The following is a 20,512-nucleotide window of genomic DNA, read 5'->3' on the forward strand; positions in this document are numbered from 1 at the left end:
AGTCTAGTTAGATACGTGCCGGCAAGCCTTGCTCAGGATCAGTCAATCCGGAGGGTTACCAGAAACCGATGGGGTGCCGCTCGTTGATGTAATCCAGGGGCAGGGCGAAGCCCTTGCGAAAGAAGTTGGCCAGGCGCGTATCGATGACCTTTTCATTGACCGAGGCCAGCGGCGACTGCTGGCGATGGATATCGCCGCTGTCGGCGTAGAACTCTTCATGCAACATGCGCTGCGCCGCCAGGTTGGCGACCAGGCTGTAGCTGCTCACGGCGTCTTCGTCAGGCCGGCTGACGGCCAGGATCAGCCGCGGACTGTCGTGCTCCAGTACCAGGTCGACCACCACGTCCAGATCATGATTGCGCGCGTAACTGGCTGCTTCCTCGAACAAGGGGCGGGCCTTTTCGCTGAGCGCCTGGACGAACGCCTGGCGGCGCGAGTCATTGCCGACGTCATTAAGCTCATGGCTATCTTGCAGTTTGCGCAGAGTATTCATCTGTCGTTCCCCTCGATTTTCGGCTCTCGCAAATGGGAAAACCGGCTTGGCCGTTGAGTTCAGCCGTCAGGATCAGCGGTCTGCGGTAAATGCTTCGGAACTTGTAGGCCTCGGCCACTGCCATAGGCACACGGTAACGATCGAGTAGGAGACATTCGCGGGCATGCAAAACATCGAGCAGGCGGTTCATTTCCTGGAAAAGTACAACCTGGTGCTGAGCACCGCGGAGTCGGCCACGGCCGGTCTGCTGGCCGCTACGGTGGCTGCCGTGCCGGGTTGCGATGGCGTGCTCGAAGGCGGTTTCGTGGTCTATTCCAAGCGCGCCATGCAGGCTTCTCTGGGCGTGAAACCGGAGACCATCGAAACCTACGGCATGAACAGTGAAGAAGTCGCCCGCGAAATGGCCCTGGGTGTGCTGATGACCAGCAGCGCCGACATCATTCTGGCCATTACTGGCGCTCCGACCGCCGACGACAAGCGTGGTCAGGAAGTCTACGACGGCGCCATGTGCTTTGCCTGCGCTACGCGCCTGGCCGAGCACCAGGGCGTGACCAGCGAGACGGTGACCTTTCCCGGAGACAACAACGAACGGCGTGCGGCAGCCGCACGCCATGCTTTGCTACGCCTGCCTTACTACTACGAGCGCCTGCGCCAGACTTCCTGACGCGGGTGTATCAGCGACTTGAGCAACATTGACCATTCAAGGAAACCACATGATCAAGAAATGCCTGTTCCCTGCCGCCGGTTACGGCACTCGCTTCCTCCCGGCGACCAAGGCCATGCCCAAGGAAATGCTGCCTGTGGTCAACACGCCGCTGATCCAGTACGGCGTTGAAGAGGCGCTCGATGCGGGCCTGAACGAGATCGCCATGGTCACCGGCCGCGGCAAGCGCTCGCTGGAAGACCACTTCGACATCAGCTACGAGCTCGAGCACCAGATTCGCAACACCGACAAGGAAAAGTACCTGGTCGGTATCCGTCGCCTGATCGATAACTGCACGTTCTCCTACACCCGCCAGGTGGAAATGAAGGGCCTGGGCCACGCCATTCTCAGCGGCCGTCCGCTGATCGGCGACGAGCCGTTCGCCGTGGTATTGGCCGATGACCTGTGCCTGAACGTCGGCGGTGACGGCGTACTGACCCAGATGGTCAAGTTGTACAACCAGTTCCGTTGCTCGATCGTGGCGGTGCAGGAAGTGCCGATGGACGAGATCCACAAGTACGGTGTGATTGCAGGCGAAACCATCCGCGACGACATCTTCCGCGTTAGCCACATGGTCGAGAAACCCAAGGCCGAAGACGCGCCGTCGAACCTGGCCATCATCGGTCGCTACATCCTGACCCCGGACATCTTCGACCTGATCGCGAACACCGAGCCGGGCAAAGGCGGTGAAATCCAGATCACCGACGCGCTGATGAAGCAGGCGCAGGACGGTTGTGTGCTGGCTTACAAGTTCAAGGGGCAGCGTTTCGACTGCGGTGGCGCCGAGGGTTATATCCAGGCAACCAACTTCTGCTTCGAGCACCTGTACCGCGAAGGCCGCGGCTGATACGCGACACTGATCGAGAAAACCGGGCCAGGCGCCCGGTTTTTTATTGCCTGCGCTTTGTTGACCTGGGCCATACGGCGATCATCCTCTGCGGCTACAATTGCCGCAGTACTGGCAGTTCCAAACAGATGGATTGGATGGCTTGGCCTGGGGTCCGATAGCAGAGCCGTATGCGCGGCGATCTTGCTTGGTCATTGCCCTGCAAGTTGGCAAACTGCTTCTTTACCTTTTCAGCGCTCTTGCGCCGGTTACCCGATGATCATCAACGCTCTGGTTTTTCTCGCCACCCTGACCACCATGGAGGGTGTTGCTTATTACGCTCACAAATACGTGATGCACGGCTGGGGCTGGGGCTGGCATCGCTCGCACCACGAGCCGCGCGAAGGCTGGTTCGAGAAGAACGACCTGTACGCCGTGGTCTTCGCCGGGGTGGCCATCGTGCTGATCGCCCTGGGCACCCAGGGTTGGCACCCGCTGGAGTGGATCGGCGCCGGCATGACCGCTTACGGTTTTCTGTATTTCGTCGTTCACGATGGCCTGGTGCATCACCGCTGGCCGTTTCGATTCGTGCCGCGCAGCGGCTACCTCAAGCGTCTGTACCAGGCGCATCTGATGCACCACGCTGTGGAAGGCAAGGAGCGCTGCGTGTCGTTCGGCTTTCTCTACGCGCCGACTACGGCGCGTCTGAAGGCCCAGCTGCGGGCGATGCATGATGGTCCGCTGCGCAAGACGGATGGGGACGCTGCCACAGCTCAGCGGAGCGAGCCGGCCAGCGTGCGAAACGACTCGTGATTGCCTGCCACAGGCCGATCAGCACCGCACCGATCTTCTCCGCCTTGGAGGTGGAAATACGCTCGTCCCAGGCGTGATCGCCAGCGTCCAGCACTTTCATGCCGATCTGCCGATACACCACCGCCGCCGTCGCCACCGCCCAGGCCGAACGCCAGGGCAGGGCACTCAGGCCTGCCTGGGCGCTGGCATAGTAGGGCTCGGCCAGCTCGACCAGGCGTTGGCCGAGCACGGCGACCGCCGGGCGATGCAGGATATCGGCGACCCGATCTCGAGGGATGGCGTGCTCTTCCAGCCACTGCTCGGGCAGGTAGCAGCGTCCTACAGCGGCGTCATCGATGATGTCGCGGGCGATATTGGTCAGCTGGAACGCCAGGCCCAGGTCGCAGGCGCGATCCAGAGTGGCCTCGTCGCGGGCACCCATCACCCTGGCCATCATCAGGCCCACCACGCCGGCAACGTGGTAGCAATATTCGAGGGTGTCATCGATGCTCAGGTAGCGGCGCTCCAGCACATCCATCTCGAAACCAGCCAGGTGCTCGAGGGCATGCTGCCGCGGGATGTCATGGGCCAGCACCACCTGGCGAAAGGCGGCGAATGCCGGGTCGTCCAATTCGACGCCGCTGTAGGCCGCGTGGGTCTGCGCCTTGAGGTGCGACAGGCGACGTTCGGCTTCCTCGCGGCTGATGGATACGGCGTCGTGGCCAGCTTCCTGGCCGTCGATCACGTCGTCACAGTGGCGGCACCAGGCATAGAGCATCACAGCGCCGCGGCGGGTTCGTTCGTCGAACAGTTTAGAAGCCGCCGCGAAGCTCTTCGAGCCCACGGCGATGCTCTGGTTGGCGTGCTCGATCAGCGCATCGTCCTGCACCGCACCAGTCATGCCTGCAGATCCTCGATCATCAGACTGGCGGTGGCCTTGGCCGAGCCGATCACGCCGGGCACCCCCGCGCCTGGGTGCGTGCCGGCGCCGACGAGATAGACATTACTCAACTGAGCATCGCGGTTGTGCGGGCGGAACCAGGCACTCTGCTGCAGCACCGGCTCAAGCGAGAACGCCGAGCCCTGATACGCGTAAAGCTCGTCACGGAAATCATCCGGGGTGAAGATCCGGCAGGTCACCAGATCCTCACGCAGCCCCGGCATGTAGTGTTCTTCGAGATAAGCAAGAATACGGTCGCGGTAGCGCGGGCCTTCCACGCTCCAGTCGATGGGTGCATTGCCCAGATGCGGCACCGGGGACAGCACGTAATGGCTGGAGTAGCCTTCAGGCGCGAGGCTCGGGTCGGTCACGCAAGGCGCATGCAGATAGAGCGAGAAATCCTCGGCCAGGGTCTGGCCCTTGAAGATCTCCTCGATCAGTTCGCGGTAGCGCGGTCCGAAACACACCGTGTGGTGCTGCAACTGCGGCTGCGGACGCTTGAGCCCGAAATGAATCACGAACAGTGAGTTACTGAAGCGCTTGCCCTTCAGGCGCTTGCCTTCCTGGCGACCGCGAGAATGGCCGGCCAGCAGCTTGTCGTAGGTGTGCACCACGTCGCCATTGGAGGCCACGCTGTCGGCTTTGAAGTGCCGGCCATCCTGCAGGCGCACGCCGGTGGCGCGGTTGCCTTGGGTGTCGATGGCCACCACGTCGGCATTGAGTTCCAGCTTGCCGCCAAGGTCCTCGAACAGCCTGACCATGCCTTGCACCAGCGCGCCGGTACCGCCTTTGGGAAACCACACGCCCCATTCGCGCTCCAGGGCGTGAATCAGTGTATAGATCGACGAAGTGGCGAACGGATTGCCGCCCACCAGCAGCGAGTGAAAGGAGAACGCCTGGCGCAGTTTGTCGTGCTCGACGAAGCTCGACACCATCGAATAAACGCTGCGCCACGCCTGCAGGCGAGCCAGCTGCGGGCCGACCTTGAGCATGTCGCCAACCGACAGGAACGGCACCGCGCCAAGCTTCAGATAGCCTTCCTTGAACACGGCCTTGGAGTAGGCGAGGAAACGCTGGTAGCCGGCCACGTCCGCCGGGTTCAAGGCGGCGATCTGGCGGTCTAGCTCGGCCTGATCGTTGGCATAGTCGAACTGCGTGCCGTCTTCCCAGCACAGCCGGTAAAACGGTGTGACCGGCAGCATCTCGACGTAATCGGCGAGTTTGCGGCCGCTCAGGGCGTACAGCTCCTCGATGGCGCTCGGGTCGGTGATCACCGTGGGGCCGGCATCAAAGGTGAAGCCCTGGTCGCGATAGACGTAGGCGCGGCCGCCGGGCAGGTCACGCTTTTCCAGCAGCGTGGTCTGGATACCTGCGCTCTGCAGGCGGATGGCCAGAGCCAGCCCGCCGAAACCCGCGCCGATGACGATGGCTGTTTTCGCTTGGTTCATGAACGCGTCTCGAAATGCCGAGGCGAGTGGCGCAAGGCCGCCCGCATGGCTTGATCAACGGGGACCGGCGGTTTGCCGATGAGAATTCGTGCGCGGTCGTACCAGGGGTTGCTGGCGGCATAGAAACGCTCGATCAACCCGGCTGGCAGGCCGTAGAAACGTTGCATCACCTGCCAGCGATCCTGCGGCCGACCGGCCAGGAACAGCATGCGGTTGAGCAGGCGATAGAAGCCCTGGTTACGCCATTCGCCACGGGCGTGTTCGCGCAGATCACGTGCCAGGGTGGCGGCATCACGCAACTGATAGCTCACCAGCCAGTCGGCCAGGCGCACGGCATGGGGCAGGGAATAGCCGGTGGTGCAATGGAACAGCCCGGCGCGCAGGCCCGATTGCGGCTGGCCGGCGGCCTCGTCCCAAAAAGCCTCGAAATCACCGGCCAGGGTGATTGGCAGCACCCCCTGTTCCTCGCGCAGGCACTCGGCCACCTGCCAGCCATGCTGCCTCGCATAGGCAGCGATATGCTCGCGAAGCTGCTCGGTGGTGGCGCGATGGTTGTCGACGTAATGGGTGTCTTCGATCAGCAACGTGTCCGCCGAGAAGGGCAGCACGTAGACGAAACGATAGCCTTCGCCCTGGGGCACCCGAGCGTCCATGATGATCGGCGCGGTCAGGCCGTGGGGCTGATCCAGACGCAGGAGCTGGCCGACGAACGCCTGCTGGCCAAGCACCAGATGATCGCTTTGCCGAGCACCGCGGCCGTCGATTACAGCGCGAGCCTCGAGGCGCTCGCCGCTGCCCAACAGCACGTGGGTAGGGCTGATTTCGCTGATGGCGCTGTTCAAACGCAGCATCGAGCCCAACGCCGGAGTCAGCACCTCGGCGAAGCGTTCGCCGGTGATGCTCGCGTAACCGCTGTTCAACGAGCGCGACAAATAGGGGAACTGCACCTGGTAGCTGGCCCAGCGCTTTACCACCAGCGGTTCCAGCCAACGATGCTGAGCCTCGCTCAGGTCGCCGTCATGGAACGACCAGGTGTGGTTGCCGCCCAGCCTTGCCTGTTCCTCGATGCACAGCACCTTGAGATCCGGGCGTTGCTGGTGCAGGCGCCAGGCGATCAGGCCGTTGGCGAGGCCACCTCCGGCAAGAATCAAATCGTAGGTCATAAGGTGTGCGCCTGTGCGGTGGCGTGGCTGACCACGGCGGCCTCGACGATATCAGCTGCGCGCTTTACGCCGCCGGCCTGCTGCAGTTCCTCGATCAGTGGATCGAAACCTGGCAAGGGTTTGGCGAGCAGTTCGCGCAGCGCCGCCTCGATACGTGCGGCGCTGGCCCGCCGGCTGAGCTGGCTGCCGACGTTGCGGTAGGCGACTCGTGCGGCAACGCCCGGCTGATCGAAAGCAATTGGCATCACCAGCATCGGCGTACGCGCGACGATGGCATCCATCACCGTGTTCAGGCCGCCGTGGGTGATCACCGCATCGGCCTTTTCCAGCGCCCACTGTTGCGGCGCGAAGTCGGTGACCCAGGTGGCGCCGCAATCGATCAGCCGGCGTTCCTGGACAGCATCGAGCTTGCCGCAATGGGCGATCAGCAACTGACCATCGAGACGCTTGCAGGCTTTGGCGATGCGCTCGAACAGCTTGAGACGGTCGCCCTGCAAGGTGCCCAGGCTGGCGAAAAAGAATGGGCGCGACTCGTCAATTGGCCACTGGCCTTGCTGCGGTGTGGAGGGGTTGCGCAGTGGGCCGACCGCATGAAAATGCGCCGGCAACAGGCTGCGTGGGAAATCGAAGCCAGCCAGGGTCTGGCTGATCTGCGCCAGCGGCGATAGACATTCATGCAGCGCGCTGCGCGGCGCCACGCCAAGGCGCAGGGCGGCGGCTTGAATTACCTTGCCAAGGGGCTTCATCAGCCAGTCGTAGACCTGGGTGCTGCCGCGGTACATGTGCTGGCTGCGCTCGTCAGTGCCGTAGGCAAAAGGCATCACCGGCAGCGGCAGGCCCGGTTCGCGGTTGACTGGTAGCGCGCAGGCTACCGATACGAACGGCAGATTCAGGCTTTCGGCGACCAGGCCGCCAGCCGGCTCCATCTGGTCGCAGAGCAGGGCGTCGATCTCGTTGTCAGCGAGCGCCTGGGGCAACTCGTTGCAGAGCATCGCGGTGGTGGCGCCCATCTGTTTGATGATGCGCCGCAGTCCCCAGGGTGTATCCGGGTGCGCGGCCTGGTGCAGGGTACGCTCCAGGCTGCCAGGCGGGTGACTGCCGACGCCCACCGCGCGGAAGGTTACCCGAGGATCGCTGAGCCAGTGAGCGGCGTCGGACTGGTGAAAGAAAGTCACCCGGTGGCCACGTTCGATCAATTCGCCGGCGAGGGCCTGCAGAGCCTGGAAATGGCTGTAGTAGGGCGGTGCGATAACCGCGAAGTGGGTCATGCCTGGCTCGCCAGCAAGGGCGCGTGACGCAGTGCAGCCAGGTTGGCCGAGCCGGTGCAGAAGCAGGCAGTGCGCAGTTGGCGGATGACGGTCTGAAAATGCTCGATCACCGCTTCGGTCGACAGCGTCGCGCCAGGCAGTGCGCCGGCCGCCTGGCCGACGATATCGGCGCCCAGGCGAATGGCTTTAGCGGCATCCACGCCGTCGCGCACGCCACCGGAAGCGATCAATGCAACATCCGGTAACGCATTGCGAATCGCCTGCACGGCGCTGGCGGTGGGAATACCCCAGTCGGCAAATGCCATGGCCACGGCGCGGTCCGCTGCATTGGCCGCGCGCTCGCCTTCCACAGCCGCCCAGCTGGTGCCGCCAGCGCCGGCGACGTCGATGACCTGCACGCCGGCTTCGACCAGCGAACGAGCCACGCTGGCGGACAAACCGGCGCCGACCTCCTTGACGACTACCGGCACTTCAAGACGTTCGACCACCCGGGCGATCTGCGTCAGCACACCGCGCCAGTTGCGGTCGCCCTCGGCCTGCACCGCTTCCTGCAGGGGATTGAGGTGAATGATCAGGCCATTGGCCTGCAGGGCATCGACGGCGCGGCGCGCCAGTTCGAGGCCGCCTTTTTCCAGCAGTTGGGCGGCGCCGATATTCGAGAGCAGCACGATATCCGGCGCGAGGCGGCGCAGCTCGCGGGTCAGGCCTTGGTCATTGCCGGTCTGCAGGCTGACACGCTGGGAACCGACACCCATGGCAATGCCCAGCTCCTGCGCTGCTTCGGCCAGATGTCGATTGATGGCCTCGGAGCGGTTGGCACCGCCGGTCATGGAGCTGATCAGCAGCGGCGCCTGCAATTCGACGCCAAGCAGGGTGGCGCGCAGGTCGATGGCTCCGTGGTCCAGTTCAGGCAGTGCGCAATGTTCGAACTGCAACTGTGCCCAGCCGGCACTGATCCGCGACGTTGCCTTGTGCCGATCCAGAACGATATCCAGATGATCGTCCTTACGCCGACTAAGGTCGCTATTCTTCATGCAGGCTCCATTTCCATTGCGCCGGAATCATTTTGGGGGGCACGCGGTCTTTCCAGAACGGAATATTCGAATAGCATGTATATATCCGCCTGGCCCTTTCGGGCAGCTTATCAGGCAACCGTAGGCACTGGACGTTCCAACATTACGAATCGGCTTTGGTTACGCTCATTTCGGTGTCAGTATCGTACCGCGTCGTGACCCTCAGTACGTATCTCGTGCTCACGTACTGCAGGCATATAGAAGAAGAGAGTGAACGATGACAGCCTATGCGACCGCAGCGATCGACAGCGGATTTACCGAACACCTGATGCAGTTGCGCGCCGCCATCGATGGCCGGCTCGACGAGCTGCTGCCAGCGGCCAGCAACGAGCGCGACCTGGTCGCCGCGGCGATTCGCGATGGCGCCTTGGCGCCGGGCAAACGCATGCGCCCGCTGCTGCTGCTGCTGGCTGCCGACGGCCTGAATGCTGATCAGTGCCAGGCACTGGATTTGGCCTGCGCCATCGAGATGGTGCATGCCGCGTCGCTGATTCTCGACGACATGCCCTGCATGGATAATGCCCAGCTGCGCCGCGGCAAGCCCACCGTACACCTGACCTTTGGTGAAGATATCGCCATCCTTGCCGCCGTGGCACTGCTGTCGCGCGCCTTTGGCGTGGTGGCGTCAATCGACGGGCTGCGCCCGCTGGTGCGCACGCAACTGGTGGAAGTACTCGCCAATACCATCGGCTCCCAAGGGCTGGTGAAGGGGCAGCTGCAAGACTTGCGCGACGGCAAGTATGCCCGTAGCGAAGAGGAAATCGCCGCGACCAACAACCTCAAGACCGGGGTGCTGTTCAGCGCGATCATGGACATGGCGTATCTGCTCAGCGATGCACCCAAACCGGTGCGCGGCGTGCTGCAGCGTTTTGCCGTGGAGCTGGGGCATGCGGTGCAGCTCTTCGACGACCTGCAGGACATCAACCCCAACAGCGACAAGGATCAGGGCAAGGACGACGGCAAGTCGACGCTCCTGGCCCTGTGTGGCGAACAGAAGGTTCGCGAACGCCTCGACGGGCACCTGGCCCGTGCGCAGATCTGCCTGGACGAGGCCTACCGCGGCGATGTCTACATCGGCCGCTTTCTGCGCATGCTGTTTGGCTGATTACTGGGGCAGGGCTTCCAGCGCGGCCTGCAGGGCCGCGGCGTCGTTAAAGCGCTGTTCACGCACCACCTTGCCATCCTCGACTTCCAGCCACTGCACGGTTTCCCGATCCCCGTCGTAGCGGTTGGCCACCCGGCCAGTCTGGTCGAGCATGATGCGGTACTTTGCCGAGCGCATGGCTGGCACTGCGACCAGCTTGGCGAACGACGGCATCTTTTCGATATCCGCCACGTAAACCACGTGGCGAGCATCCAGATAACCCTCTGGTTTCTCTTCCAATGCGCCGTTCACTAGCCGGGCCGTGGACATGCTACGCGCCACCAATACCACCCGGGCGGCGTCGTCCAGGGTGTAGGCCTTCTCGAACTGATCCAGCAGCGTCCAGCGAGTTGGAGCCGGGGCATCCGTCGCCCAGGCAGTGGAACAGACAACACTGAACAACAGGATGCAGAGTCGTTTCATGGCAAGCCGCTCGGTCGAAAAATTGGCAGCACAATAGAGCGCCGCGGCCACGCTTGCCAAATATTTTGCATCGCACCGTGGGCAAGGGTGCCTGGCAGTGCCGAAGGGTTTGAGGGTTGCCAGGCAAATCAGAAGGCAAGGCTACCTTTCTGCTTAATTGTTAATTAGAATCGATCTCGTTATTGATCTTCATAACGGGTGCTTGCATGGGTGGTCTGGCCGTATCCAGTGAACGGGCGTTCAACGATCTGTACCGGGAACATCGCAGCTGGCTCGAGCAGTGGCTCAGCCGCCGCATGGGCAATGGTTGGGACGCCGCCGACCTCAGCCAGGACGCCTTCATGCGTGTGCTGGCCGGCTCCCAGGCGATCAGCGAGCTGCAGGAACCCCGGGCCTACCTGAAAGCCATTGGCAAGCGCCTGCTGATCAACCTCTATAAGCGCCGCAGCCTGGAGCAGGCTTATATCGATGCGCTCGCACAACTGCCCGAAAGCTGCGCGCCGTCGCCGGAAGAACGTTGGCTGGTGCTGGAAACTCTGCAGGCACTGGACGAACTACTCGACGGGCTGCCCCATGTGGTGCGCCGTGCCTTTTTGCTAAGTCAGCTCGAAGGCCTGGGTTACCGGGATATCGCCGAACGCTTGGATGTCTCCGAACGCAGCGTCAAACGCTATATGGTGCAGGCCTACGAGCATTGCCTGCTGGTCGAGCTGTGCTGAAGCGCGAGATCAGTGACGACACCCGCCGTATCGCCCACTCGGCCGCGCGCTGGCTGACGCTGATCGAATCCGGCGAGGCCCGCGAAAGCGATCACGCGGCCCTGCAGCGCTGGCGTGACGCCCATACCAGCCATGAACACGCCTGGCAGAAGATCCAGGCCCTGCGCTCGCGCTTTGGCGGTGTGCCGCCCGAGCTGGCGATGGCCAGTCTGGATCGGCCCGATCAAAAGCGCCGGCGCCTGCTCAAGGGGCTATTGGGCGTCGCCACCCTGGCGCCGGCCGCCTGGCTGGTCAGTCATGAATTGCCTATCTGGCGCGCCGACCTGGCGACCCGGGTTGGCGAGCAGCGCCGGCTAACCTTGGTCGACGGCAGCGTGCTGGATATCAATACCGATAGCGCATTGAACCTCGACGTCGCTCAGCGTCGGCTGATCCTGCTGCGTGGCGAAGTCGCGTTAAGGCTCGCGGCGGGCTCGCCCTTCGTCATTGAAACCGATCAGGGCAAAGCGACGCTAAGCACGGGCGAAATCTGCGTGCGACAACAGGGTGACAGTTGCCAGTTTTCGATGTTCACGGGCGTCGGGCAGTTGCAGCCAAATGCCTACGACACCCTGGCGCTGCAGGCAGGGCAGCGGCTGACGCTGCGCGGCGGTCGCGTGGACTCCACGAAGGCCTTCGATATGCGGCAGCTGGGCTGGCGTGACGGTGTATTGATGGCCAACAACCAGCCCCTCGGTGATTTTCTGCGCGAGCTGGAGCGCTATCGTCCCGGCGTACTGCGCTGGTCGCCGACCTTGGAAAGGTTGCGGGTGACTGGCAGTTTCCGACTGGCCGACACCGATCAGGTTCTCGATCTGCTGGCTGCCAGCCTGCCGCTGAGCGTGCAGAAACGCACGCGTTACTGGGTCACTTTGGTGCCCCGCGAAAAAATTGCCTGAAGGCTGTCCCTTTTTTTCTGCTCGCCTGTCATGGGAAGTAGTGAATTAAAAAGAGAGCGTCTGCCATGCCATCACTGACACGTCATCGGCCTCGTCTGGTGTCTTCGATTTCCTACTCCACCTTTTGCCTGAGCCTGATGCTTGGTCTGGGTAGCATCGCGCCACTGACCGCCGAGGCACAAACTGCCGAGCGCAGCTACAGCGTACCGAGCAGCAGCCTTGGCGAGGCCCTGAGCCGTTTCGCCAGCCAGGCCGGAGTGAGCCTGTCGGTAGATCCGGCGCTGGTCGCCGGGCGCAACAGCCCGGGGCTGTCCGGCACCTACAGCGTCGATGAAGGGTTTACTCGCCTGTTGCAGGGCAGCGGTCTGCGTCTGCAGCCGGTAGGTGACTCGGCCTATACCATCGCGCCTGCTGCCGACAGCGCCGATACCCTGGAAATCGCCCCCACTGCGATTACCGGCGTGACCATCCCGTCGGAAAGTCTGGAAGGCGAGCGCTACGCCGGCGGCCAGGTCGCCCGTCGCAGCTCCCAGGGGCTGCTGGGCTCGCGGGACTTCATGGAATCGCCGCTGAGCATGACCACCTACACCAGCGAGGCGGTGAAGAACACGCAATCGCGCACCCTGGCCGACCTGACCGCCAGCGACCCGGCGGTACGTTCCACCAACCCGGCGGGCGGGCGCTTCGAGCAGTTCACCATTCGCGGTTTCAGCCTGTTCAACAGCGACGTGTCCTACGGTGGGCTGTACGGCATCATGCCGACGTACTCCATCGACATGGAAATGGCCGACCGCGTCGACATCCTTCGCGGCCCGACCCAACTGGTCAACGGCATCTCCCCGCGCGGTAGCGTCGGCGGCGGTATCAACGTGGTGCCCAAGCGCGCCACCGACAAGCCGATCACCGAGTTCACCGGCACCTACGCCTCGGACAGCCAGGTCGGCGGCGCGGTGGACGTAGGTCGCCGCTTCGGCGAGGACAACCGCTTCGGCATCCGCTTCAACGGCGTCAAGCAATCCGGCGATACCGAGTGGGATCACCAGAAGGTCAACCGCGAGATGGCCGTGGTGGGCCTCGACTTCCGCGACGAGCGCCTGCGCCTGTCGATGGATGTGGGGCATACCGAGCGCGATACCGATGCGCCGCAGGAGCGGGTGCTGGTTGGCGCCAATGCCCCGGTACCGAGGGCCGACGACGTGCGCCACAATTACGCTCAAGCCTGGACCAAGGCCGAGACCAGCGACACCTTCGGTGCGCTGCGTGGTGAATACGATATCGACGACTCGTTGATGGTTTACGGCGCCGTAGGTGCGCGCAAAAGCAATCACGATTTCCTGCGTCACAACGTGTCGATCACCAATGCCGCTGGCGATTTCACCATCCAACCCCGGGACTTCACCCGCGACGAAGACGTACGTACGGTCAACGCTGGTGTGCGTAAGTGGTTCCAGACCGGCCCGGTGAGCCATGAGGTCAATCTGGCCGCAGACTACTTCTCGATGGACTTCGAGAACGGCGGTGGGCGTTACGCCAACCGCCTTGGCAATCTTTACAACCCGGTCACTACGCCGGAGCCGACCGTGCGGACTCGGGATGACGCGAAGATCTACACCGAAAACCGCTTCAGCGGCGTCGCCTTGTCCGACACCATGGGCTTTTTCGAAGACCGGATGCTGCTGACCCTCGGTGCGCGCTGGCAGCGAGTGAAGGTCGACGACTGGGAAAATGGCATCAAGGGCGAAACGTCCTACGACGAGGAAAAATTCTCTCCGTCGGTTGGCGTGTTGTTCAAGGCTACCGATCAACTGTCGCTGTATGCCAACTACATGGAAGGCTTGAGCCAGGGCAAGATCGCGCCGTCGACTTCCAACAACGAGGACGAAATCTTTGCGCCTTTCATCAGTCGCCAGCTTGAAGCCGGTGCCAAGTATGACATGGGCAAGTTCGCGCTGACCGCTGCAGTATTTCGCATCAAACAGCCTGCCTACGAAACCGCGGCGCCACAGCCTGGTCAGACGTTGGGCACCTTCGGCCCAAGCGGCAAGCGGGTGAACGACGGTATCGAGCTGAACGTGTTCGGCGAGCCCATCGACGGGTTCCGTCTGCTCGGCGGTGTGATGTACATCGACAGCAACCTGGAAGACACCAACAACGGCGGTGCCACCGACGGTAACCGCGCGCCGGCGACGCCCAAGTACAACGCCAACCTCGGCGCCGAATGGGACGTGCCGACGGTCAAGGGCCTGACCCTGACCGCGCGTAGCATGTACAGCAGTTCCCAGTACCTGGATCAGGCCAATACCAAGGAAATCGATTCCTGGACGCGCTACGACGTGGGCGCACGTTATGCCTTCAAGGTCGATGAAACCGATGTCACCTTGCGCGGCACCGTCGAGAACGTGGCCAATTCCCGGGACTGGATCTCCGCTGGCGCCTCCGACGACAGCGAGCCAGGCCTTACGCTCTCGACCCCACGCACCTTCGTGCTGTCGGCCACCCTCGGCTTCTGATTTTTCCGTTGCACCTCCACAGCGAACGCCTGGTAACGGGCGTTCGCTGAATACAATAAAACCAACCATTCAGGGATGAAGCGGGACGCCTCGAAGAAGGCAGCCCCGCATTCGGCATGACCTGCCGTTACTGACCGCCTTACTGATGAGTGCAGTGCTGACGACTTTCAACGGCTCCGCCCGGAGCCTCGAACAGATAGAGGCGAGCACCATGTTGAGTGAACGTACCCTGCCGCTGGAGCGATCCGATCGCCAGGCGGTACAAAGCAACAATGCGGATTACCTGGCACGCCAGGACCGCTTCGAATCCAATGTGCGCAGCTACCCGCGCAAGCTGCCCCTGGCCATCGCCAAGGCACAGGGCGTGTGGGTGACCGATGTCGAGGGGCGCCGCTACCTCGATTGCCTGGCCGGGGCCGGAACCCTGGCACTGGGCCACAACCATCCGGCCATCGTCGACAGTTTGTCGAGCTTCCTGGCCTCCGGGCTGCCGATGCATACCCTGGACCTGACCACACCATTGAAGGATGCCTTCAGCGAAACCCTGCTGGGCGTGCTGCCGGCCAAGGGCTATTGCCTGCAGTTCTGCGGGCCGTCCGGCGCCGATGCGGTGGAGGCCGCGCTCAAGTTGGCCAAGACGGTGACCCGGCGCAGCAATGTGATCGCCTTTTCCGGCGGCTACCACGGCATGACCCATGGCGCCTTGGCGGTGACCGGTAATACCGGTCCGAAGGATGCCGTGGCCTCGCTGATGCCCGGCGTGCAATTCATGCCGTACCCCCATGAATATCGTTGCCCGCTGGGCATCGGTGGCGAGGCGGGCGTGCAGGCGCTGGCCCATTACTTCAGCCAGTTCATCGAGGACGTCGAAAGCGGCGTCAGCCTGCCGGCGGCGGTGATCGTCGAGGCAGTGCAGGGCGAGGGCGGTGCCAACCCGGCGCCCGATGCCTGGCTGCGCACCTTGCGCGAGGTGACCCAACGCCACGGCATCCTCTTGATCGTCGATGAAGTGCAGGCCGGTTTCGGCCGCACCGGGCGGATGTTCGCCTTCGAACACGCTGGTATCGAGCCGGACATCATCGTCATGTCCAAGGCGGTCGGTGGTGGCCTGCCACTGGCGGTGCTGGCCATCAAGCGCGAGTTCGACGCCTGGCAGCCAGGCGCGCACACCGGCACCTTCCGCGGCAACCAGATGGCCATGGCCAGTGGCATGACCACCCTGCAGATCATCCAGCGCGACCAATTGGCCGAGCAGGCCCATGTACGCGGTGACTGGTTGAAGGCACGCCTGAACGGTTTGCGCGAGCGTTATCCGGCGATAGGCCAGGTGCGTGGCCGCGGGCTGATGCTGGGCCTGGAAATCGTCGACGAGCGCCAGAACCCTGACGCCCAGGGCGCCCACCCCATGGACGCCGCGCTGTCGGCGGCCATTCAGAGCGAGTGCTTCAAACAGGGCCTGCTGCTCGAGCGCGGCGGGCGACATGGCAGCGTGATTCGCCTGCTGCCGCCGCTGATCATCGACGAGGCGCAGTGCGCCGAGGTGGTCGCCCGTTTCGAGCGCGCCCTGGGTGCGGCGCTGGGAGGTGCCCGTGGCTGAGCAAACCGCACGCGCCACGCGTGCCTACCCGACCGCCTTCGAGGAAGCGGCCAGCGTCACCCGCATCGATTCGGTGCGCGGCAGCATGGCCCGGGTGATCAGCGAAATGGCCGCCACCCATGCCTTGCTCAATTGCCTGATCAAGGAATTCGCGCTGCCGGAAAACCGTGCCCGCTATGCCTGGCCATCCCATGTGCGCGGCATCGCGCCGGCCAATTACCTGCGCGCGATGCAGGGCAAGGGCCTGCCGCTGCTGATCGACCTGCCGGATAACTGCCAGTTTCTGGTGCTGGTGGATCGTCGCGACCCGCTCGGCAGCCAGCGTTACCTCAGCGATCTTTATAAGCGCGAGGGGGATGGCGACTGGTATTGCCCGCCCTTCGCCGAGTTCGCCGCGCACCTGCTCGAGGCCTGCCAGCAGCTGACCGGCTCGCGCAATGACGAGTTGCTCGAACAGGTGATGCAGAGCCAGGGCGTAACAGCCGCCATCGTCGATCACGCCCTGCAGAGCGAGGGCAACGACCCGCTGCGTGACTACCTGGCCAGCGAGCAGGGCCTGTGGTTTGGCCACCCCAACCACCCGGCGCCCAAGGCCCGATTGTGGCCCGAGCACCTGGGACAGCAGACCTACGCGCCGGAGTTCCGCGCACGGGTACCGCTGCATGTGCTCGAGGTCCCACGTGACGGCTTGCAGCTGCACGGCAATGGCCTGAGCGCCGAGCAGGTGCTGGCTGGTTTCGCCGACCAGCGCCTGGCCCGCAGCGGGCGTGCGGTGATCGGCCTGCACCCGGTACAGGCCGAGCTGTTCCTGGCCGATCCGCGGGTCAAGGCGCTGGTCGCCAGCGGCGAGATCGTCGACCTCGGCCAGAAAGGCCCGCTAGCCAGCCCGACCGCGTCGATGCGGACCTGGTACGGCGAAGGCCGCGGTTACTTCCTCAAGGGTTCGCTGAATGTGCGCATCACCAATTGCGTTCGCAAGAACGCCTGGTACGAGCTGGACAGCGCGCTGTTCATCGACCGCCTGTTCAGCCGCCTGCAACGTGAGCATCAGGCGACCATCGGTGGCGCCACCCTGGTCAGTGAACCGGGAGCGTTGAGCTGGGCGCCGGCAGGCAGCAACGCCGAGGACGCGCACTGGTTCCGCGAGCAGACCGGCGCCATCCTGCGCGAGAACTTCTGCTGCCACGCCGCGCCGCAGTCCTGTCTGATGGCCGGTACGCTGTTCGCCCGCAACCTGCAGCTACGCCCGCTGATCCAGGGCTTTGTGCAACAACCGGGGGCGCGCAAACCGAGCGACGATTACCTGTTGGACTGGTTCGAGGCCTACCAGGCGCTGTTGCTGCGCCCGGTGCTGGCGCTGTTCTTCAACCATGGCGTGGTGCTCGAGCCGCACCTGCAGAACGCCGTGCTGGTGCACGACAACGGCTGGCCGGCGCAATTGCTGCTGCGCGACTTCGAAGGGGTGAAGCTCACCGACGACCTCGGTGTGAATCATCTGGAAGCAGGCGTTGCCGAGCGCGTTCGCCAGTCGCTGACCTACACCCGCGAGCAGGGCTGGAAGCGCATCAGCTACTGCCTGTTCGTCAACAACCTGTCCGAGGCCATCCTGGCGCTGAGCTGGGAGCGGCCGCACCTGGCCGTCGCCATGTGGCAGCGGGTCGAGCGGCAGTTGCAGGCGCTGCGCAGCGAGCTGGTGCGCCCGGCGCCGGAGCTGGACGCCTTGCTGGCCGGCGAGCCGATCGCCTGCAAGACCAATCTCAAGGTACGTCTGTCGGCCCAGGCCGACCGGCACGCCGGTTACGTCAGGCTGGCGTGCCCGTGGGCGGAGGAGGTGAGCCATGGATAAGCTGCCCGCCAGCGTACTGGCTGCCATCGAGCAGGCCCGCAGCCGCGCGGCCGATCCCCTGGCGGTGTTCGTCTACGACCTCGACGCCCTGGCGCAGCACGTGCGCGAGGTGATGGCCGCGCTGCCGGCCGGTGTCGAGCTGCTCTACGCGATCAAGGCCAACAGCGAAGCGCCTATCCTGCGCACTTTGGCGCCGTTGGTGGATGGCTTCGAGATCTCGTCCGGTGGCGAGATCGAACGGCTGCAGGCGGCGTCCAGCGACCGGCCCTTCGTGTTTTCCGGGCCGGGCAAGCTGGACTCCGACTTGCGCGCCGCGCTGAGCCAGGGCGTGGCGGCCATTCACGTCGAGAGCCTGGGCGAAATCGAGCGCCTGCAACGCATCGCCGTCGAGCTGGGTCGGGTGCAGGCGGTGTTCATCCGCATCAACCCGGAGTTGCCGGCCACGCTATCCAGTCGCCTGGCCATGGCCGGTACAGCGACGCCGTTCGGTCTGGACGAAGCCGAGGTGGCAGAGGCGGTCAAGCGGGTGGAGGCCAGCAGCCACCTGCGCCTGCAGGGTTTCCATGTGCATGCGATGTCCCACCAGCAGCAAGTCGAGCGCCATGAACAGCTGCTCGACCTTTACCTGGAACGCTGGGCGCAGTGGAAGGCCCTGGCCAATCGGCCCGAGACCGTGACCCACTTGAACGTCGGCGGCGGCATTGGCGTCGATTACCTGAGCGGCGAGCGTTTCGACTGGCCACGGCTGTGTCGCCATCTGGAGCGCCGGCTCGGTGCGTTGGCGGATGCGCCGGTGGTGCGTTTCGAGCCAGGGCGCTTCATCAGTGCGTACTGCGGCTATTACGCCATCGAGGTGCTGGACAGCAAATCCAGCCACGGCCAGCACTTCCTGGTCTGCCGCGGCGGTACCCACCAGTTCCGCCTGCCGGTCGCCCAGGGCCACGATCACCCGGTGATCCATCTGCCGGCGGCAGGGCGTGAACCGAGCGGCGTGTCGCGGCCCTTCAGTGTGGTCGGCCAGCTGTGTACGCCCAAGGACGTGCTCAGCCGTGGTCGCCAACTGGTCGATCCGGCCGTTGGCGACCTGCTGGTGCTGCCCATGGCCGGCGCGTACGGCTACAACATCTCCCACGCCGACTTCCTCTGCCATCCGCGCCCGGAGCAGGTGTTCGTCGGTCGAGGTGATGGCTGATGCTGGCGTCACGTCGCCTGGTGGTCGTGGCGGTGATTCTCGGCACCACCACCGTGAGCCTCAACAACACCTCGTTGAACCCGGCATTGCCGGCCTTCATCGAGGCGTTCGCGCTGGGCCCGGTGATGGCCACGTGGATCGTCGCGGCGTTCATGGTGAGCATGGGCATGACCATGCCGCTGACCAGTTACCTGGCCCAGCGTGCAGGCCGCAAGCCACTGTATCTCGCTGGCCTGGGGCTGTTCATCGGTGGCTCGTTGCTGGGCGCCATGGCCGGCTCCATCGCCTGGGTGATCGCTGCCCGGGTGGTGCAGGGCGTCGCCAGCGGGCTGATGATTCCGCTGTCGCTGGCGATCATCTTTTCGGTTTACCCGAAAGGTGAGCGCGGTGCGGTGACCGGCTTGTGGGGCGCCGCCGTGATGCTCGCCCCGGCGGTCGGGCCGTTGTGCGGCAGCCTGGTGCTGCAGTGGTACGACTGGCGCGCGCTGTTCCTGGTCAACGTGCCTATCGGCTTGTTGGCCCTGGGCCTGGGCGTCAACGTGCTGCCGAAAAGCGAGGCGGGCGCCGCCAAGGCGTTCGACCTGACCGGCTACCTGCTGGTCGCGATCGGTATCGGCGTGCTGATGATCAACGTGGGGCGGTTGCACGACCTGCAAGCGTTGCAGGATCCGTTCAACCTGCTCGGCCTGCTGCTGGCGGCGTTCTGCCTGGTGGCGTTCGTGCGGCACCAGTTGCGCCACCCGACGCCCTTGCTGGAGCTGCGCATCTTCGCGCTGAAGGGCTACCGGTCCAGCGTGGTGATCGCCGTGGTGCAGTCCATCGGCATGTTCGAGTGCCTGGTGCTGGTGCCGCTGCTGGTGCAGATGGTGATGGGACACAGCGCCATCTGGACCGGTATCGCGCTGCTCTGTACCGCCTTGTCGGCCAGCCTGTTCGGCCACTTCGGCGGCCAGTTGCTGGATCGCCACGGGCCGCGCGGCATCGTCTCTACCGGTTTGCTGTTGACCGGCCTGGCGACCTTCGCTCTGGGCACCATCGATCACGATGTCGGCATGCTCGCCATCTGCCTGCTGATGGTGGTGCGCGGCGCCGGCCTGGGGCTTTCGTACATGCCGGTGACCACCGCCGGGCTGGACGTGCTGCCCGAGGCGCTGATCACCCAGGGCGCGGCGATGAACAACATCTCCCGGCGCCTGCTGTCGTCCCTGGCCATCGTGCTGGCGTCGCTGTGGCTGCAGGTTCGCCTGGGCGATGACTGGGGGGCAGCCCATGCTGGCGCGGCCCACGCCGGTACCGCCAGCGCCGTCGGCGAAGTGTTTATCGCCACCGCCGTGCTGATCCTTCTCGCCCTGCCGTTCGCCTGGCGTTTTCCTCTTTCCAGTGACGGCGCCGAGCCCGGCTCGGCGCTGTCCGAACACCGTTCATGAGGTGTCTATC

The 20,512-nt window shown here is 64.2% G+C and carries 18 protein-coding genes; 11 read left to right on the plus strand and 7 right to left on the minus strand.

Annotated elements, in window-relative coordinates; all coding sequences use genetic code 11:
- Positions 1-55: 55 nt before the first annotated feature.
- Positions 56-493 carry a hypothetical protein gene (locus tag FB481_RS07365; protein ID WP_147175710.1) on the minus strand — a complete coding sequence of 146 codons (438 nt, stop codon included), beginning with the start codon at positions 491-493 and terminating at the stop codon, positions 56-58.
- A 163-nt stretch (positions 494-656) separates the two neighbouring features.
- Between FB481_RS07365 and FB481_RS07370 the strand changes: the two genes are divergently transcribed.
- From FB481_RS07370 to FB481_RS07380, 3 genes are all read left to right on the plus strand, one after another.
- Complete coding sequence (locus tag FB481_RS07370; protein ID WP_013791494.1) at positions 657-1,157, plus strand: CinA family protein; 501 nt, start codon at positions 657-659, stop codon at positions 1,155-1,157.
- Between the two features lie 49 nt (positions 1,158-1,206).
- On the plus strand, positions 1,207-2,043 hold the full coding sequence (gene galU, locus FB481_RS07375) for a UTP--glucose-1-phosphate uridylyltransferase GalU (RefSeq protein WP_093504631.1): 837 nt from the start codon (positions 1,207-1,209) through the stop codon (positions 2,041-2,043).
- Positions 2,044-2,298: 255 nt separating this feature from the next.
- Positions 2,299-2,835: a sterol desaturase family protein gene (locus FB481_RS07380; RefSeq protein WP_147175711.1), complete on the plus strand. Its 537-nt coding sequence runs from the start codon at positions 2,299-2,301 to the stop codon at positions 2,833-2,835.
- Here FB481_RS07380 and crtB read toward each other — a convergent pair.
- From crtB to fni, 5 genes are read right to left on the minus strand one after another with little or no spacing between them, the layout of a single operon-like run.
- Positions 2,717-3,715: a 15-cis-phytoene synthase CrtB gene (gene crtB / locus FB481_RS07385; RefSeq protein WP_147175713.1), complete on the minus strand. Its 999-nt coding sequence runs from the start codon at positions 3,713-3,715 to the stop codon at positions 2,717-2,719. The genes FB481_RS07380 and crtB overlap by 119 nt on opposite strands.
- Positions 3,712-5,202, minus strand: a complete 1,491-nt coding sequence (locus FB481_RS07390; RefSeq protein ID WP_093504635.1) for a phytoene desaturase — start codon at positions 5,200-5,202, stop codon at positions 3,712-3,714. The genes crtB and FB481_RS07390 overlap by 4 nt, the downstream gene beginning before the upstream one ends.
- On the minus strand, positions 5,199-6,365 hold the full coding sequence (gene crtY, locus FB481_RS07395; protein ID WP_147175715.1) for a lycopene beta-cyclase CrtY: 1,167 nt from the start codon (positions 6,363-6,365) through the stop codon (positions 5,199-5,201). The genes FB481_RS07390 and crtY overlap by 4 nt, the downstream gene beginning before the upstream one ends.
- Complete coding sequence (locus FB481_RS07400) at positions 6,362-7,633, minus strand: glycosyltransferase (RefSeq protein WP_147175716.1); 1,272 nt, start codon at positions 7,631-7,633, stop codon at positions 6,362-6,364. The genes crtY and FB481_RS07400 overlap by 4 nt, the downstream gene beginning before the upstream one ends.
- Complete coding sequence (gene fni, locus FB481_RS07405; protein WP_147175718.1) at positions 7,630-8,667, minus strand: type 2 isopentenyl-diphosphate Delta-isomerase; 1,038 nt, start codon at positions 8,665-8,667, stop codon at positions 7,630-7,632. The genes FB481_RS07400 and fni overlap by 4 nt, the downstream gene beginning before the upstream one ends.
- A 256-nt stretch (positions 8,668-8,923) precedes the next feature.
- Here fni and FB481_RS07410 point away from each other — a divergent pair, with 256 nt between their 5' ends.
- Complete coding sequence (locus FB481_RS07410) at positions 8,924-9,811, plus strand: polyprenyl synthetase family protein (protein ID WP_147175720.1); 888 nt, start codon at positions 8,924-8,926, stop codon at positions 9,809-9,811.
- On the opposite strand, the gene FB481_RS07415 is transcribed toward FB481_RS07410, so the two are convergent.
- Complete coding sequence (locus tag FB481_RS07415) at positions 9,812-10,273, minus strand: hypothetical protein (protein WP_093504645.1); 462 nt, start codon at positions 10,271-10,273, stop codon at positions 9,812-9,814.
- Between the two features lie 206 nt (positions 10,274-10,479).
- On the opposite strand from FB481_RS07415, the gene FB481_RS07420 reads away from it, so the two are divergent.
- From FB481_RS07420 to FB481_RS07450, 7 genes are all read left to right on the plus strand, one after another.
- Entirely contained in the window at positions 10,480-10,992 is a 513-nt protein-coding gene (locus FB481_RS07420) for a sigma-70 family RNA polymerase sigma factor (RefSeq protein ID WP_147175722.1), read from the plus strand.
- On the plus strand, positions 10,986-11,930 hold the full coding sequence (locus tag FB481_RS07425) for a FecR domain-containing protein (RefSeq protein ID WP_147175724.1): 945 nt from the start codon (positions 10,986-10,988) through the stop codon (positions 11,928-11,930). The genes FB481_RS07420 and FB481_RS07425 overlap by 7 nt, the downstream gene beginning before the upstream one ends.
- A 65-nt stretch (positions 11,931-11,995) precedes the next feature.
- Positions 11,996-14,440: a TonB-dependent receptor gene (locus tag FB481_RS07430; RefSeq protein WP_147175726.1), complete on the plus strand. Its 2,445-nt coding sequence runs from the start codon at positions 11,996-11,998 to the stop codon at positions 14,438-14,440.
- A 211-nt stretch (positions 14,441-14,651) separates the two neighbouring features.
- Complete coding sequence (locus FB481_RS07435) at positions 14,652-16,037, plus strand: diaminobutyrate--2-oxoglutarate transaminase (RefSeq protein WP_147175727.1); 1,386 nt, start codon at positions 14,652-14,654, stop codon at positions 16,035-16,037.
- 85 nt (positions 16,038-16,122) lie between these two features.
- Complete coding sequence (locus tag FB481_RS07440; RefSeq protein ID WP_178109853.1) at positions 16,123-17,883, plus strand: IucA/IucC family siderophore biosynthesis protein; 1,761 nt, start codon at positions 16,123-16,125, stop codon at positions 17,881-17,883.
- Positions 17,876-19,075, plus strand: coding sequence for a type III PLP-dependent enzyme (locus tag FB481_RS07445; protein ID WP_093504655.1), 1,200 nt, complete (start codon positions 17,876-17,878; stop codon positions 19,073-19,075). Before FB481_RS07440 ends, FB481_RS07445 begins: the two co-directional genes overlap by 8 nt.
- Positions 19,075-20,502 (plus strand): DHA2 family efflux MFS transporter permease subunit, encoded by a 1,428-nt coding sequence (locus tag FB481_RS07450; RefSeq protein WP_093504657.1) that lies wholly within the window; start codon positions 19,075-19,077, stop codon positions 20,500-20,502. The genes FB481_RS07445 and FB481_RS07450 overlap by 1 nt, the downstream gene beginning before the upstream one ends.
- The last annotated feature ends 10 nt before the right edge of the window (positions 20,503-20,512 follow it).

It is taken from the genome of Pseudomonas sp. AG1028, from assembly GCF_007993955.1.
GTDB lineage: Bacteria > Pseudomonadota > Gammaproteobacteria > Pseudomonadales > Pseudomonadaceae > Aquipseudomonas > Aquipseudomonas straminea.

What these genes read in the sequence shown, in the direction of transcription:
- FB481_RS07390 (WP_093504635.1), bottom strand. Translation starts at nt 5,202, where the DNA reads ATGAACCAAGCGAAAACAGCCATCGTCATCGGCGCGGGTTTCGGCGGG.
- FB481_RS07450 (WP_093504657.1), top strand. Translation starts at nt 19,075, where the DNA reads ATGCTGGCGTCACGTCGCCTGGTGGTCGTGGCGGTGATTCTCGGCACC.
- FB481_RS07380 (WP_147175711.1), top strand. Translation starts at nt 2,299, where the DNA reads ATGATCATCAACGCTCTGGTTTTTCTCGCCACCCTGACCACCATGGAG.
- crtY (WP_147175715.1), bottom strand. Translation starts at nt 6,365, where the DNA reads ATGACCTACGATTTGATTCTTGCCGGAGGTGGCCTCGCCAACGGCCTG.
- galU (WP_093504631.1), top strand. Translation starts at nt 1,207, where the DNA reads ATGATCAAGAAATGCCTGTTCCCTGCCGCCGGTTACGGCACTCGCTTC.
- FB481_RS07445 (WP_093504655.1), top strand. Translation starts at nt 17,876, where the DNA reads ATGGATAAGCTGCCCGCCAGCGTACTGGCTGCCATCGAGCAGGCCCGC.
- FB481_RS07440 (WP_178109853.1), top strand. Translation starts at nt 16,123, where the DNA reads ATGGCCCGGGTGATCAGCGAAATGGCCGCCACCCATGCCTTGCTCAAT.
- FB481_RS07415 (WP_093504645.1), bottom strand. Translation starts at nt 10,273, where the DNA reads ATGAAACGACTCTGCATCCTGTTGTTCAGTGTTGTCTGTTCCACTGCC.
- FB481_RS07365 (WP_147175710.1), bottom strand. Translation starts at nt 493, where the DNA reads ATGAATACTCTGCGCAAACTGCAAGATAGCCATGAGCTTAATGACGTC.
- FB481_RS07410 (WP_147175720.1), top strand. Translation starts at nt 8,924, where the DNA reads ATGACAGCCTATGCGACCGCAGCGATCGACAGCGGATTTACCGAACAC.
- FB481_RS07430 (WP_147175726.1), top strand. Translation starts at nt 11,996, where the DNA reads ATGCCATCACTGACACGTCATCGGCCTCGTCTGGTGTCTTCGATTTCC.
- fni (WP_147175718.1), bottom strand. Translation starts at nt 8,667, where the DNA reads ATGAAGAATAGCGACCTTAGTCGGCGTAAGGACGATCATCTGGATATC.
- FB481_RS07400 (WP_147175716.1), bottom strand. Translation starts at nt 7,633, where the DNA reads ATGACCCACTTCGCGGTTATCGCACCGCCCTACTACAGCCATTTCCAG.
- crtB (WP_147175713.1), bottom strand. Translation starts at nt 3,715, where the DNA reads ATGACTGGTGCGGTGCAGGACGATGCGCTGATCGAGCACGCCAACCAG.
- FB481_RS07370 (WP_013791494.1), top strand. Translation starts at nt 657, where the DNA reads ATGCAAAACATCGAGCAGGCGGTTCATTTCCTGGAAAAGTACAACCTG.
- FB481_RS07435 (WP_147175727.1), top strand. Translation starts at nt 14,652, where the DNA reads ATGTTGAGTGAACGTACCCTGCCGCTGGAGCGATCCGATCGCCAGGCG.
- FB481_RS07420 (WP_147175722.1), top strand. Translation starts at nt 10,480, where the DNA reads ATGGGTGGTCTGGCCGTATCCAGTGAACGGGCGTTCAACGATCTGTAC.